A 14,513-nucleotide genomic window follows, 5' to 3' on the forward strand; every position below is an offset into this window, starting at 1 on the left:
CACGCAAGTTGGGTCGCTCGGTACCCGTGTCGGTTAGTTGCTGCCGATGACCTTGAGATGCATGGCGCGTGTCTCGAGGAGGTATGTCTCGACGCCAGCCAGAAGGTGTAGCCCTTCCTCAGTGATCGCTTTCCGGGAAAGACCGGGCTGCACGATTCGCACGTCGAATTCGTAGCGATAGTCTTGCCAGCTCGCCTTCAGTTTCCTCAGGCCTGCAGCAGTGCCAAGCTCGAACCGGGAGCTGAGCCCCTTGTCGAGCCGCAGCTTCTCGCGCTTGAGCATATGGGTGAACATGCGGCTGGGTCGGTCGCGCCATCGGGCTGATTTCTGAGCCTGTCCGCAAACTTCGTAGAGGTCTTTCACGCGCGCGCCTGGCGTCGTCCCGCTCGAATACTTGCAGTGATACAGCGTGACCTGCACAAGGCTTTCTTTGACGCGGAGCGAGACGACGTCGGCGATTTCCCCGGCGCCGTCATCATCGAAGATCAGATCATAAGTCTCACCGTCGGCAAGCAAATTGTCGATCACGCGCCGCTGGACGGACTCGGCTCGCTTTTCGGGCCCCTGGGATTCGGCTCGGATATTGGTCTTGGACCAATCCCACGCCTCGATCCCGTCGGCAGGATAGGGCTCTACGGCTTCGCCTTCCGGCAGCGCGTAGAGGTGGCTGTAGATCAGGAGCGAACCGTCGCCGAAGTCGATCTGAGGAGAATCGTCGCCGAAGGACTCTGACAACGTCTTCACCTTGGCGCCGATCTTGATGGTCGCCTTGGGGCCAGAGCGTTGCGGGTAGCGGGCGGCTCCGTCGATGAACACGATTTCGAACTCGGCGACATGAGCGTCGCTGCGCACGGCGAAGCGAAGCGGTCCCGTTCGTTCGTGGTCAAGCAAGTCGATGTCGCATTCCGTGAATAGGACGGGCTGATCGCCGAAACTGATCTCGACTCGATCCTCGATCTGCATCAGCAGCGATTCCGGCCAATGAATCGCGACAGGAGGAACTTCGGGTCGCTGGTTGATTTGCCGCGGTCGCATGGCGCTTTTGAAAACGCCGTCGGTTGTGATGCCGGGGTCATTGACCGACCGGCCGATGTCCTCGCACCATTCCGTCCAGTCGGTGAGATCGCGCACCGGAGAGATCGACCAAAATTTGCCTTTGGCCGAGCAGCCACGGGTGACCGGCATACCATCGAGAAAACCGCTTGCGAAGACGTTGTTCTTGATCCGCGATTGTGACTTCGCGGTGTCGAGGCCGTCGGCGACGTCGACACCCATATACATGGAGTAACGTACGCCGCGCCCCTGGTGATGCGTGAGGCCGAGATTGCGCAAGATCAGGCGCTTGAAGCCATGAAGGCTGCGAAACACTTCTTCGCCCTCGACGCGCCGCGTGGTCTCGCCGCAGACGGTCTTGGCAAGTCTGTCATAGGGCCCCTTCGCCGAACTGCTGATGTAGAGCAGGCCCTTCGCCTGGTCCCAGTGCATCATGTGCAGGTCCCAGATCACGTTGGTTGCGTGCTGCGCGGTCGTCCACCCGGCCTGCTCCTCGGAACGGGTGACAAAGATGGCGACACGCTGGTGCGGATTGATCTTCATCCCGAGGTAGACGCCCGGATTGTACAGGTCTTCGGCGCGCAGCGGCTCCCAGGCGTCGCACGAGGTCCTGTAGACAACGGCGTTCATCTTGGGTTCGAGCGTCTGCAGTGGGATGTCGCTGAGGTCGCCGACGAAACCCTTGAACATTTCGGCGCGCCGCACCTGCCGCTCGATCCGCGCGGAGCTCAGCGCCTCGACCAGCGCATTCCAGTCTGCGTCCTCGGCATAAAGCTTTGCTAGGGATCGATCGATGTCGTCGATGCCGGTGTTAGCGATCACCGTCGCATCTCCGAGTGTGGGATCCTGTCGGGTGAACCTTCCGACGAACTGAATTGTTACGGCAATGCTCTTGTGGGGGTCGTGAAGCCCGGCGATCTTGAGCTCGGGTAAGTCGAAGCCTTCCCCCAGCATGTCGACGCAGACAATGATTCGGCTCTCGAAGCGACGAAGGGCTGCCAGATTTGCGCGTCGGTCGCGTTCGGGCTGCTGGCTGTGGACGATGGCGGGCCGAAACTCCGGGAACATCGCGCTGTAGAGCTTATGAAGGTCCTTGGCGCGGTCGATGGTGGAGCAGCGCGCCATGGCGAGATGATTGAGACCGGCGTCCAGATCAGCCTGCAGAATTGTGCCGAGCTTTTCGACGATGGCCTGATCGGCGTCGGCTTGGTCGAGGCCAAACACGGCCTCGAATCGAATCGGTTTGAAATAACCTTCAGCCTGCGCCTTCTTGAGCGGATAGGTGTAGATGAATTCGCCGTCGACACGTCGGCCATCCTCGCGGAATGGCGTGGCGGTGAACTGAACGATGGGCAATGGCGAGGCGGAATCGACGAACAGGCCGCGGAAACGTGCCCAGGTCGGCGCGCCGATATGATGCGCCTCGTCGATGAAGAGCGCCGAGGCGCGCGCCGCCATCTGCTCCTGAACCGGCGCTTCGGCACGTCCTGCGATCTGCATCGTGGTGACAACGACATTTGCGCTGTCGAAGATCTGGTCCACCTCAGCCGGGGTCAGGGGTATGTGGGAGAGGCGCATCACAACCGGGAAATGGGCGGACGCTTCGAGGCATTCCTGCTGCTTGAGGACGCCGAGCGTCTCGAACTTGCCTGCGATCTGCTCGCGCAGCGCGTCGGTAGGGACGACCACCAGCAATCGCTCGAACCGTTGAAGGGCATTGAGCGCGAGCATCGTCTCCGTCTTGCCCGTGCCGGTAGGCATGACGATGGTGGCGGGTTCGGTGGAGCGCGTTGCATGCGCGAGTGCCGCATGGAGCGCGCCGATCTGGGGACGCCGCAATCCGCGCGCGGGAGGCTGACCAGGCTCGGCGGGACGGGTTTCCCGGATGCGGACCGCGTCCCGCCATGAAGCTACGACGGCGGCCAGGCGCGCATTCCGCGCAGCAACATCGAGCGCCGCGATGTCGAGGGGCGCGATGTTGATCCATCGGCCTTCGCCAAGTTCGAGTGCCTCGGCAATCTGGGTCTTTTCCGACGCACCTGGCACCAGAAGGACCAGGTCGGCGTCTAGCCGCGTTGCCGTCCTGGCGCTGATGACCTTCAGCGTCTCGCCGGATTTCAGGGTCGCTTCGTATCCATTGACCCGTCGAATTGAAAAGGGCTTGAGCCGGCAGCTCTCCCGCGAAGCGGGAACCGCCAATTGCCGCACCGGACTCCCGAGCACCTTCCCGTCGACCGCATGGCGGGCGGGAAGGAGCAAAGAGATTTCTTCGTTGAAGAGATCGTCTTGCACGGAGCCGGCGGTGCGCTTGCGTGACGACAACGTCAGCTCCTCCCGGGGCGCTACTTCTTGTTCGGACGCTGGGTGAGCGCCGATGCAGCCGCTGTCTTTGCGGCCTTACTGCTTCTCGGGTTCCGCAGTACCTTGCCGGCGGCGCTCGCCGCCTTCTTGCTGGTGACTTCCCCCTTTGAACTGCGTTTCGCCATCCCCTTGCCTCCGGGCTATCGCGCCGGTCACCATTGACGGGCGCCTTTGATGGGAATAATAACTACACAGATCGCGTCGATATGTCCATATAGTTTTTATCCGTATCGGCGAAAAGTGGAGTTGGTGATGCCAGAAGGCGGCGCAGCGTTGAAATGGGGCGTGGAACGCCGGCTCGAGTTCATCGAGTTCCGGCTGTTCTGGGAGGGCGGCGTCAACCGGTCTGACATCATCGAGATGTTCGGCGTGTCCGTGCCACAAGCGTCGAAAGACTTGACGCTCTATCAGGAGCGCGCGCCGCAGAACGCCATTTATGACAAGAGCGCCAAGCGCTATGTCGCGGGCCCGCAGTTCTCGCCGATTTTCCTGAAACCGGACCCCGACGGGTATCTGTCGCGTCTGCGGTCTTTGGCGGAAGGGCTCGCCGATCCCAGTGAGTCGTGGATCTCGAATCCACCGGAGACCGACATCGCGCTGACGCCCCGCCGCGAGGTGGATTCTGATGTGCTGAAGGCGGTCCTTCAAGCCCTTCGTGAAAACCGTTCGGTGGAAGTCTACTATCAGTCGATGGGGAGCAGGCGAACCGACCCAATGTGGCGTCGGATGACACCACACGCCTTTGGCTATGACGGACTCCGGTGGCACGTTCGGGGCTACTGCCATATCGATGAAAAATTCAAAGACTTCTTGCTGCCGCGCATTCTTGGTGTGCGTCACATGGACGTGCCCGGTCCAGGTGGTGATCAGGATGCTTTGTGGAAGAAGACCTTTGACATTGAGATCGGTCCCCATCCAGGGCTGACGCCTACTCAGCGCGCGGTGGTCGCGAAGGACTACGGTATGACGAATGATCGTGCCGTCCTCAGCGTTCGCTACGCGATGCTGTTTTATGTGCTTAAGCGACTGGGCCTATTGGGAGATGCAAGCCAGCAAAATCCGCGCACTCAACATATTGTTGCGCTCAACCTCCATGAGACAGAGCGTGCACTGAGACGCGCAGATTTCGAGTTCGGGGAGGTCGAGCAGACTCCAAAAAGGGTTGGAGGTGCTTGATGGAGAGACCGCAGCAACAGCCCTATCTGATGTCATTCGGTACTGGCGGGCTCTACATCAACGAAAGCGTGGCTATCGCCCGTCTTCATGACGCTGGCAACGATTGGGAAGCGACGGTGGCGGAAGCGCAACGGAGCGGGGCGTTTCCGGTTCGGAAGACAAGTTCGGCGCGGCGGTCAATTCGGGAGATCGTAAATCGCTTGAAGCGCCTGTCCCCGGGCGAGCTGGCTCTGCTAATCGAAGGAGCGCGGAGCGAACAGGCGGCGCTTCTGTGGCTCGCCGCCTGTCGCGCTTACAGGTTCATTGCCGAATTCGCTGTCGAGGTACTGAGCGACAGGTTCATGTCGCTGCGAACGGACCTGACCTACGATGATTTCGATACATTTTACGCTGCGAAGGAAGAGTGGTCTCCAAAGCTTGGGGCGCTCTCGATGTCCACGCGAGCCAAGCTTCGGGCGGTGCTTTTTCGCCTGATGCGCGAGGCTGAAATCTTGTCGCACGACAACCGAATACTCGGAGCGATGTTGTCACCGCGCCTGTTGGTCGTCATTCAGGCGGGAAAACCCGATGAACTCCGATATTTCCCAGGAGCGGATCGGCAGGTGGGGAGGAAGGGGTAATGGCGCGGCTGAGCAAGACGGCAACCTCCAAGGACCGCTTCGACCACCTTCTCAGGGTGATCGCGAGCGACAGATTCCTCAAAAAGCAGGGTCTCGGCAATGAAGTGCCGTTCTTCATCTGCCCCTATCCGGTCGAGGAAGCGGTCGGAATGGAGGCGATGCGCGCGAGCCTCGTGAAGCAACTCGAGAATCACGGCGTGCGCGTGGTCGAGATCAACCTCTATGACCTCAGCATCTCCCTGCTGCGTAATCGCGGCATATGGGATGACGTTCTCGCGGCGGAGCCAAGCATCGGAAAGGACGAGCTCAAAGAGCTTCTGCAAGGGGTTCTCGATCCGGAAACCCATCTCATTCCGGAAATTGGGGCCCTTCTTGCTGAGCGGGAGTTCGATGTTCTGTTCCTGTCGGGTGTCGGCGAGGTCTACCCCTATATCCGATCCCACAATGTGTTGAATAACCTTCAGAGCACCGCCAAGGAAAAACCGACGGTGATGTTCTTCCCGGGAAAATATACACAAAGCCTGGATTCCGGCGCGTCACTCGATTTGTTCGGAATCCTGCACGACGACAAATACTACCGGGCATTCGACATAACGCACTATGAGATCTGAGGGGGGGCATGACCACACTTCGCGACATCTTCGAAAAGCCCGTCGATCGTGCGATCGAAGGGGTCATCAAGGCCGATGACGAAGCCAGCCTCAGGGTCGAACTTGAGGAATATGTCATCACGAATGAGATCGAGCGTCAGCTCGAAAAATTCCTTGATGCCTACAACAACTATGGCACGGCCAACGGGGTCTGGATCTCGGGCTTTTTCGGCTCGGGCAAATCGCATTTGCTGAAAATGCTGGCGCTCCTTCTGGAGAACCGGGACATCGGCGGAAGCTCAGCCTATGAGCTTTTCAAACTGAAATGCGCGCACAATGAGATCCTCGCGGCCGACCTACGCAAAGCCGTGTCGATCCCGTCGAAGAGCATCCTGTTCAATATCGACCAGAAGGCCGACGTCATCTCGAAGGTGCAGACCGACGCGCTGCTCTCTGTGTTCCAGAAAGTCTTCGACGAGATGGGCGGCTACTATGGCAAGCAGCCGCACATCGCGCAGTTCGAGCGCGATCTGGACAGTCGTGGGGTGCTCGAGGCGTTCAGGGAAGCTTATCAGTCTGTCGCCGGGAAACCCTGGGAGCGCGGACGCGAGCAGGCGCTGCTAGAGAACGCGAATGTCGCCAAAGCCTATACCCAAGCCACTGGCGCCAATCCCTCCGAGGGCGAAGGCATCCTGACGCGGTATCGCCAGGATTTCCGGTCGTCGATCGAGGACTTTGCCGAGAAGGTGAAGGCTTATATCGAAACCCAGAAGCCGGGCTTCCGGCTGAATTTCTTCGTCGATGAGGTGGGTCAGTACATCGCCGACAACGTCAAGCTCATGACGAACCTCCAGACGATCGCGGAGAGTTTGAACACCAAGTGCCGCGGTCGGGCCTGGATCATCGTCACGGCGCAGCAGGATATGGCGTCGGTTATCGGCGATATGAACCAGCGACAGGAGAACGACTTCTCCAAGATTCAGGCACGCTTCGCCAATCGGATGCCGCTTAACAGCGCCGATGTCGCCGAAGTGATCCAGAGGCGGCTGCTCAAAAAGACGGAGTCCGGCATCAGTAGCCTGTCCGACGTCTACCACCGCGAGTCGAACAACCTGAAGACGCTGTTCGACTTCACGGATGGCTCGATCCGGCTGGAGAACTTCCGCGACCGCGATCATTTCATTCACAGCTATCCCTTTGTTCCCTACCAGTATCCGCTGTTCCAATTGGCGATTCAGAATCTGTCCCAGCACAACGCGTTCGAGGGAAAGCACAGCTCGGTCGGTGAACGGTCCATGCTGGGCGTTTTCCAGGAAGTCGCGGTGCGGCTCGCGGAGCTGCCGGTCGGTGGGCTTGCGACCTTCGATCAGATGTTCGAGGGCATCCGCGCCGCGCTCAAATCGAATGTTCAGCAATCGATCCTGATTGCCGAGAAGAACCTGGGTGACGAATTCGCCACACGGATTCTGAAGGCGCTGTTTCTGGTCAAATACGTCAAGGGCTTCAAGCCCACGGCCCGCAATGTCGCCGTCCTGATGCTCGACGGGTTCGACACGGACCTGACGAAGCATAAGCGGCGTGTTGATGAGGCGCTGAGCCTGCTTGAGCAGAACACCTACATCCAGCGCAATGGCGAGCTGTTCGAGTTCCTGACCGATGAGGAGAAGGACGTCGAACAGGAAATCAAGGCGATCGAAGTCGACACAGCGGAAATCTCCAAGGAGCTGGAGACGCTGATTTTCGATGGCGTCATCAAGAGCCGCAAGCTTCGGCACGAGGCGTCCTCGCAGGACTATGCCTTTGCGCGCTACCTCGATGATCGGCTGCTCGGTCGCGACTACGAGCTGGCGATCAACGTCATCACGCCCTTTCACGAGCAGAGCGGTAACGCCGAAGCGACCGCCATGCGGACCATGTCGAGGGACGAACTCGCCATCGTTCTCAATGCCGACAACCGCTTCGTCAGCGACGTGATGACGTTCAAGCGGACGGACAAATATGTCCGTCAGGCGCGCTCCGTGACGCAGCAGCCGAGCATCGAGCGCATCGTCCGCGAGAAGGGCGAGCAGAACAACGGCCGGCAGCGCGATCTCACCCTCAAGGCCCGCGCCCTCGTGAGCGATGCCCGGCTTTTCGTGCGCGGGGAGGAAATTGAGGTTCGCTCCGAGGATGCTCAGGCCCGGATCGAGCGTGCGTTCCAGACCCTTGTCGACAAGGTCCACGTCAATCTCGGCATGCTGCGCGGCGCTGCCTATTCCGAAAACGAGATCGGCCGGTTCCTTACGCACGGTAACGACGGCATGTTCGGCGAGGATGGCGCCAATCTCACCGAGGCCGAGCAGGAGATTCTCAACTTCGCGCAGTCAAACGCGCGCAACGGCATCAGGACGACGGTGAAGGCCATCGTCGAGCGGTTCGAGCGCAAGCCCTATGGCTGGTCCTACGCCGCCATCCTTTGCACCATGGCCAGCCTGCTTGGCCGCGGCAAGATCGAAGCGCGCTCGGACGGCAGCCCCTTGGAAGGCGACGCCTTGCTGCGCGGGCTCCAGAACGCCCACGCTCTCGGCAATATCGTTCTCGAACTCCAAGTGGAGTTCACGCCGGCGCAGACGCGCAAGCTCAAGGAATTCTTCCGCGAGTTTTTCGATGCGCAGCCGGCAGGCGCTGAGGGCAAAGCACTCGGGATCGAGACAGCCGAAGCCTTCGGCGCGCTCAAGACCGAACTCGTGGTCCTCGAACGTCAATCGTCGCGTTACCCCTTTCTGTCTGCGCTGGGCAGTCTTCAGGATGCGCTCCGTGAGGTCACGGGAAAGCCCTATGCCTGGTATCTTCAGGACCTCGGTCGCCACGAGGATCGGCTGCTCGATCTGAAGGAGGTCATTCTCGATCCGATTCGTCGCTTCATGGGCGGTGGTCAGAAGGCGATCTATGACGAGGCGCGGACCTATCTGGCCGATCAAAATGCCAATTTCGGATATGGTGGCGAAGATCAGGCCCGCACCATCCACGAGGTCTTGGAGGATCCCAACTGCTTCAAGGGCAACGCCATCCAGCAGATCAAGGGCGCCCTTGATGCCCTGAGGGCGGAGGTTGACAAACGGCTCGCGGCGGAACGCAAGACGGCGATTGCCGATGTCGATGAGCTTCGCGCCAAGCTGCGGGCGCTCCCCGAATTCGCTTCCTTGGCGGAGCCTGACCGCCGCGAAATCGAAGCAGCTTTCACGATGGTTCTTGATACCATCGAGACCAGCAAGCTGATTGCGGTGATCAGGGAGCGGGTGAGCGGATTTCGGGCGTCCGGCTTTCCGGCACTGCTCGGCCGCGTAACCGCGCCGCCTCCCGTGAAGAAGGACGGTGAGGACGACAAGCCGCGCGGCTTCAGAGACAGCACGAGCGGCACACCGCCGGCGCCGACCCAACCGGAATATGTGGCCGCCAGCGCGTTGCGCGTCACCTATGCCAAGCCGTACCTCGCCGACGAGCAGGACATTGATGCCTATCTGAATACCCTGCGCGAGACGCTGATCGCCGAAATCCGCGCGGGCAAGCGGGTGACTGTGTGATGATCGCCGGCGTCGAGATCGAGAATTTCACGGCGTTCGGGAGCTTGCAGCTATCGCTGTCCCCGCGGGTGAACGTGGTCATAGGCTCCAACGGGACGGGCAAAACACACCTCCTGAAGGCGATCTATGGCCTGGCGCTGGCGGGCCTGCCTCCATCCGACGATCGCTCGGCCAAGGAGGTAGCGGCCGAGATATCAAGGAAGTTGCTACGGCTCTTTTCTCCTGAGGAACGCAGGATAGGCACCCTGCGCGCCAACGGCGCGAAGGCCCCAACGCGGCTCAACTTGGTGAGCAGCGATGACGCTCGCGTGGCGATTTCGTTCAGCAGCCGCTCTCAAGCCGTGCAGATCAAGGTGGATGCCGGCGGGTCGGGGCATGAACTGCAACCCGTCTTCATTCCGACGAAGGAGGTGCTGTCGCTCGTCCGTGGCATGTGCCACGCGGATCATGATCGCGCCACCGTCGAGATGATCTTCGACGACGGCTATATCGACCTCGCGGAACTCCTCGTCCGTCCGGGTTTCGACGACGAGGCTTCGAGCCTCGATGACGATCCGAGGCTATCGAGCGTTGTCCACGAATTGGTCGACCTCGTCGGCGGGCGGTATCGCTGGACGAGCGAAGGCGCTTTCCGCTTCGAGCCTGGCCGCTACGAGGCGAAGGCCGATCCCGCCCGGTCGAAGTCTGAGGCAGCGCAGGCCTACCAGGACTCGACTGTCACCCGTTTCGTGCCGAAAGGCGGGCAATCGCTGTCGAGCGGCATGACAGCCGAGGGGTACAGGAAAATCGGCGTACTCCATCGGCTGCTCTGCAACGGCTCGATCAACCCCGGTGCCACTGGCGTTCTGCTGTGGGATGAACCGGAGGCCAACCTCAATCCGAAGCTGATGAAGAAGCTCGTTCAGCTTCTCCTAGAGCTGTCGCGCAACGGTCAGCAGATCGTCCTCGCGACCCATGATTATGTTCTGCTGAAGTGGTTCGACTTGCTCATGGAAAAGGGCAAGGAGGATCACGTTCGATTCCATGTGCTGGTTAGAGAGGAGGATAGTGAAGCGATAGCCGTTCACTCCACCGATGACTACGACCAGCTCGTGAATACCGGAATAGCTAAGACCTTCAGCGAGTTGTACGACGCTGAAATCGAGCGCTCCCTAGAGGGAGTCACGCTATGACAACGGTGCAGGAATACGATTTGGAAATCGCGTTCCCGGAGGCGAAGGCGGTTATTCATTTTGATGACAGCGCCTATCATGGCAATAGTACCATGCAGCGCGTCGATTTCATCGCTGAATACGAAGATCGGTCTATATTCGTTGAAATAAAGGACCCCGATAATCCTTCTGCCCAGGACGTGCCCGCGTTTGAGCAGAAACTGAACTCCGGCAAGCTTGTGCAAAGCCTGTCCGGGAAATTTCGAGACACTCTTTTCTTTCGATCTGTCCAGGGGAAGGGCGACCTAAGCGTCGTCTATGTTGTACTGCTTTCAATGAAGAAATTGGAAGCAGCCTTGCTGCTAACAAAGCAGGATGACCTGAAGAAATCGATCCCCATACGCCACGCGGATTGGGCGCGCGATTGCGCAGCAAGCTGCATCATCTTGAATATTGAGCAATGGAAAAAGCGGTTTGGTGATCAATCCATCCGGCGGATTAGTGAGGGGGCGGCTTGATGGACACCACGAGGCTCAAGAAGTTCGCGCAGTTTGCCCGCCGCACTCTGATGGGGCAGGTCAGCGCCAAGTTGGACTCCGTGCTCGCGGAAGGCGCCGCCGCTAGGCGCGAGCATCTAGAGGCGATGAAGAAGCTTGAGGCGGCCATCGCGCTGGATGGAAAGAACCAGGTGATCGAGCGAGTGGCCTATGTCTGGTTCAACCGCTTTTCGGCTCTGCGCTTCATGGACGTGAACGAGCTCAACCCCGTTCGGGTTGTCTCGCCTTTGTCCGGTCAGTTCCAGCCGGAAATCCTGGCCGAAGCCAAGGCCGGGAACATGGATGAGGACCGCGTCCCGGAGAAGATTCGCGCTCAGGTCCGCGCTCTGCTGGACGGCCGTGCTCCAAGCCCGGACGCGCAGGCCGAAGCCTATCGGCTGCTGCTCGTCGCGATCTGTAACGATTGGCACAGGGTTATGCCTTTCCTGTTCGAGCGGATCGACGACTACACCGAGCTGCTGCTGCCCGAGGACCTGCTATCGAACGCCTCGATTCTCGCCCATTTGCGCGAGGCGATGACGCCGGAGGTCTGCGAAGATGTCGAAGTCATCGGCTGGCTCTACCAATTTTACATCTCCGAGAAGAAGGATGAGGTCTTCGCGGGTTTGAAGAAAAACGTGAAGATCACGGCCGAGAATATCCCGGCAGCCACGCAACTGTTCACGCCACACTGGATCGTGCGCTACCTCGTCGAGAATTCCCTCGGTCGGCTCTGGATGCTGAATCGGCCGACCTCCCGGCTAAGGGAGCGCATGGACTATTACATCGCGCCGGAAGAGCCAGAGAAGAACTTCCTGCGCATCACGTCACCAGAGGAGATCAAAGTCTGCGATCCGGCGTGCGGGTCCGGACATATGCTAACCTACGCCTTCGACCTCCTCCACGCGATTTACGAGGAAGAAGGCTACGACCCGCCCCAGATCCCGACGCTGATCCTGAAGCACAATCTCACCGGGCTGGAGATCGACGACCGCGCCGGCGCGATGGCGGCCTTCGCGCTGGCGATGAAGGCGGCGGCGCGGCTGGGGCGGCGTCGATTCCTGCGGATGGAGGCTAAGCCTGACATCGTCGTCCTGCAGAATGTGACATTCACCGCGGCCGAGATGACGGACGTGGCTGCACTGGTGGGGCGCGACCTGTTCACGGATGAACTGCGCGAGACGCTCGTGCAGTTCGAGCAGGCGAAAAACTTCGGTTCACTGATCGTGCCGAAGCTGCGCGACGCGGCCGAGGCACTGCGCGTGGTGGAGGCGCAGGACTTCGGCAGCGATTTGCTACTGAAAGAGGTGCAGGACAGAGTTGTGGTTGTGCTGCACATGGCCGAGGCGCTGTCGCCGAAGTATCATGTGGTGGTAGCCAACCCGCCGTATATGAACGCTAACGGCATGAATTTGAAGCTAAAGTCTCACCTTCAGACAGTTTATCCTAACTCAAAGTCCGACTTGATGACGGCTTTCATGGAGAGAGCCGTTGACGCGCTTTTGCCGAACGGCATGTATGGAATGATCAACCTGCCATCTTGGATGTTCCTCGGATCATTTGAAAAGCTACGACTTACGCTTGTTGAAAGAACTTCAATTGTTGGGCTGCTCCATCTTGGAAGAGGAGTTTTTGGTTCTGATTTTGGCAGCGTTGCATTCCTCGTTAGGAAGACAGCTCCAGCTGAGAACACAATCGGACTATACAGGCGGCTTTTTGAAAAGCACGTTCAAGTCCGAACGCCATCCGAGATCGAGGCCCTATTTCTGGACCGCAGTTATGGCAGGTTCACCTTCAAGCAAACCGACCTTCTCTCGATCCCCGGTAATCCAATCGCATATTGGCTTTCGGAAGAAATGCTTCATGCCTTCAAAGAGAATGAACGCCTTGGCGAACGTTGCGACATCTGTGTTGGGTTACAGACGGGCGATAATAACAGATTCCTGAGATACTGGCATGAAACCGATCAAAGACTGCGCAAAGGCGCCACGAATTCAGGATGGAAGTGGGTCCCTTACACCAAGGGTGGAGAATTTCGCAAATGGTATGGAAATAAAGACTACGTTCTGAACTGGTCCAATGATGGTCAAGAAATCCGCACTCATCCAAGTGCGGTCTTGCGCAATCATCGTCGATACTTCGAAAATGGCATCACGTACACAAACCTGAGCTCTGGTTCGTTCTCAGCGCGTCTAAAAGACGACTTCGGGATTTTCGATCAAAAGGGTAGCGTTTTCTTACCGCACGATGCAGATGAAACCAATTCGATTCTCGCCTTTCTCCTTAGTAAGCCTTGCGCCAAGATTCTTGAAATCATCTGCCCGACACTCGACTTCAACCCGGGCAGCCTGGTGAACTTACCAATTCGTGATGAAATTCGTGACACTAGGGTCAAACGCAACGCCTCAACAGCTATACAGCTTGGAAAATCCGACTGGGACGCCCACGAAACCTCTTGGGACTTCACCACGCTCCCGCTGCTCTCGCTCGATCACCGGGCCGAGACGCTAAAGGCCACCTATGCCCGCCTGCGCGCCCATTGGCAGGGCATGACGGACGAGATGCAGCGGCTGGAGGAAGAGAACAACCGCATCTTCATCGATGCCTACGGTTTGCATGACGAGTTGACGCCTGATGTTCCGATCGACGAAATCACCCTCACCTGCAACCCGGCCTATCGCTACGGCGTGAAGGGCACGGAAGCGGAGCGCGAGGCACGGCTGCTTTCCGACACCATGGCCGAATTCCTGCACTATGCCGTGGGCTGCATGTTCGGCCGCTACAGTCTCGATGTGCCCGGCCTGATCCTCGCGAACCAGGGTGAAGGGTTGGAGGACTATCGCGCCAAGGTACCAAACCCTACCTTTGAGGTGGACGCCGACAATGTGATCCCCGTGCTCGACGGTGACTGGTTCGCGGACGACATTGTTGCGCGGTTCCGCAGCTTCTTGCGTGTCACTTTAGGCGAGGAGCATTTCCAGGAAGACCTCGCCTTCGTCGAGCAGGCGTTGGGCAAGGACATTCGCAGGTACTTCACTCGGGACTTTTTCAACGAACATGTGAAGCGGTACAAGAAGAGGCCCATCTACTGGCTGTTCTCCAGCCCGAAGGGCACCTTCAACGCGCTGATCTATATGCACCGCTACCGCCCCGACACGGTGAGTATCGTGCTGAACGACTATCTTCGCGAGTTCCGGTCCAAGCTCGAGGCGCACCGCCGGGCGCAGGAAGCGCTCAGCATCAGCGGGGACGCTTCGACCGCGCAGAAAACCAAGGCCTTGAGGGAGATCGAAACGACAGCCCGGCAGATCGAGGAGCTTGATGCTTGGGAGCGTGACGTTTTGTTCCCGCTGGCGACCCAAAAGATCGAGATAGACCTCGATGATGGGGTGAAGGGCAACTATCCGAAGTTCGGCGCCGCCCTGAAGTCGATCAAGGGCCTCAACGATTCGGACGACTGAGC

Annotated in this window: 9 protein-coding genes; 7 read left to right on the forward strand and 2 right to left on the reverse strand. The window is 59.1% G+C overall.

The window, feature by feature from the left end; all coding sequences use genetic code 11:
• Positions 1-33: 33 nt before the first annotated feature.
• Positions 34-3,375: a DEAD/DEAH box helicase gene (locus ACVWYP_RS08835; RefSeq protein WP_456684087.1), complete on the reverse strand. Its 3,342-nt coding sequence runs from the start codon at positions 3,373-3,375 to the stop codon at positions 34-36.
• A gap of 20 nt (positions 3,376-3,395) precedes the next feature.
• On the reverse strand, positions 3,396-3,539 hold the full coding sequence (locus ACVWYP_RS08840; protein ID WP_456684088.1) for a hypothetical protein: 144 nt from the start codon (positions 3,537-3,539) through the stop codon (positions 3,396-3,398).
• Between the two features lie 127 nt (positions 3,540-3,666).
• Here ACVWYP_RS08840 and ACVWYP_RS08845 point away from each other — a divergent pair, with 127 nt between their 5' ends.
• Genes ACVWYP_RS08845 through pglX form a run of 7 tightly spaced genes read left to right on the forward strand, consistent with a single transcriptional unit; the run spans position 3,667 to position 14,511 of the window.
• On the forward strand, positions 3,667-4,590 hold the full coding sequence (locus ACVWYP_RS08845) for a WYL domain-containing protein (RefSeq protein WP_456684089.1): 924 nt from the start codon (positions 3,667-3,669) through the stop codon (positions 4,588-4,590).
• Positions 4,590-5,210 (forward strand): DUF1819 family protein, encoded by a 621-nt coding sequence (locus ACVWYP_RS08850; protein ID WP_456684090.1) that lies wholly within the window; start codon positions 4,590-4,592, stop codon positions 5,208-5,210. Before ACVWYP_RS08845 ends, ACVWYP_RS08850 begins: the two co-directional genes overlap by 1 nt.
• A complete protein-coding gene (locus ACVWYP_RS08855; RefSeq protein WP_456684091.1) occupies positions 5,210-5,821 on the forward strand; it encodes a DUF1788 domain-containing protein in 612 nt (203 codons plus the stop codon). Before ACVWYP_RS08850 ends, ACVWYP_RS08855 begins: the two co-directional genes overlap by 1 nt.
• An 8-nt stretch (positions 5,822-5,829) precedes the next feature.
• Positions 5,830-9,363, forward strand: a complete 3,534-nt coding sequence (brxC, locus tag ACVWYP_RS08860) for a BREX system P-loop protein BrxC (protein WP_456684092.1) — start codon at positions 5,830-5,832, stop codon at positions 9,361-9,363.
• Entirely contained in the window at positions 9,363-10,535 is a 1,173-nt protein-coding gene (locus ACVWYP_RS08865) for an AAA family ATPase (RefSeq protein WP_456684093.1), read from the forward strand. The genes brxC and ACVWYP_RS08865 overlap by 1 nt, the downstream gene beginning before the upstream one ends.
• Positions 10,532-11,032 carry a hypothetical protein gene (locus tag ACVWYP_RS08870; RefSeq protein WP_456684094.1) on the forward strand — a complete coding sequence of 167 codons (501 nt, stop codon included), beginning with the start codon at positions 10,532-10,534 and terminating at the stop codon, positions 11,030-11,032. The genes ACVWYP_RS08865 and ACVWYP_RS08870 overlap by 4 nt, the downstream gene beginning before the upstream one ends.
• Positions 11,032-14,511 (forward strand): BREX-1 system adenine-specific DNA-methyltransferase PglX, encoded by a 3,480-nt coding sequence (gene pglX, locus ACVWYP_RS08875; RefSeq protein WP_456684095.1) that lies wholly within the window; start codon positions 11,032-11,034, stop codon positions 14,509-14,511. The genes ACVWYP_RS08870 and pglX overlap by 1 nt, the downstream gene beginning before the upstream one ends.
• Positions 14,512-14,513: the final 2 nt, after the last annotated feature.

It is taken from the genome of Bradyrhizobium sp. USDA 3262 (genome assembly GCF_054060035.1).

Excerpts from the sequence above, each read along its gene's own strand:
- ACVWYP_RS08840 (WP_456684088.1), bottom strand. The coding sequence starts at position 3,539 with ATGGCGAAACGCAGTTCAAAGGGGGAAGTCACCAGCAAGAAGGCGGCG.
- ACVWYP_RS08845 (WP_456684089.1), top strand. The coding sequence starts at position 3,667 with ATGCCAGAAGGCGGCGCAGCGTTGAAATGGGGCGTGGAACGCCGGCTC.
- ACVWYP_RS08850 (WP_456684090.1), top strand. The coding sequence starts at position 4,590 with ATGGAGAGACCGCAGCAACAGCCCTATCTGATGTCATTCGGTACTGGC.
- ACVWYP_RS08855 (WP_456684091.1), top strand. The coding sequence starts at position 5,210 with ATGGCGCGGCTGAGCAAGACGGCAACCTCCAAGGACCGCTTCGACCAC.
- brxC (WP_456684092.1), top strand. The coding sequence starts at position 5,830 with ATGACCACACTTCGCGACATCTTCGAAAAGCCCGTCGATCGTGCGATC.
- ACVWYP_RS08865 (WP_456684093.1), top strand. The coding sequence starts at position 9,363 with ATGATCGCCGGCGTCGAGATCGAGAATTTCACGGCGTTCGGGAGCTTG.
- ACVWYP_RS08870 (WP_456684094.1), top strand. The coding sequence starts at position 10,532 with ATGACAACGGTGCAGGAATACGATTTGGAAATCGCGTTCCCGGAGGCG.
- pglX (WP_456684095.1), top strand. The coding sequence starts at position 11,032 with ATGGACACCACGAGGCTCAAGAAGTTCGCGCAGTTTGCCCGCCGCACT.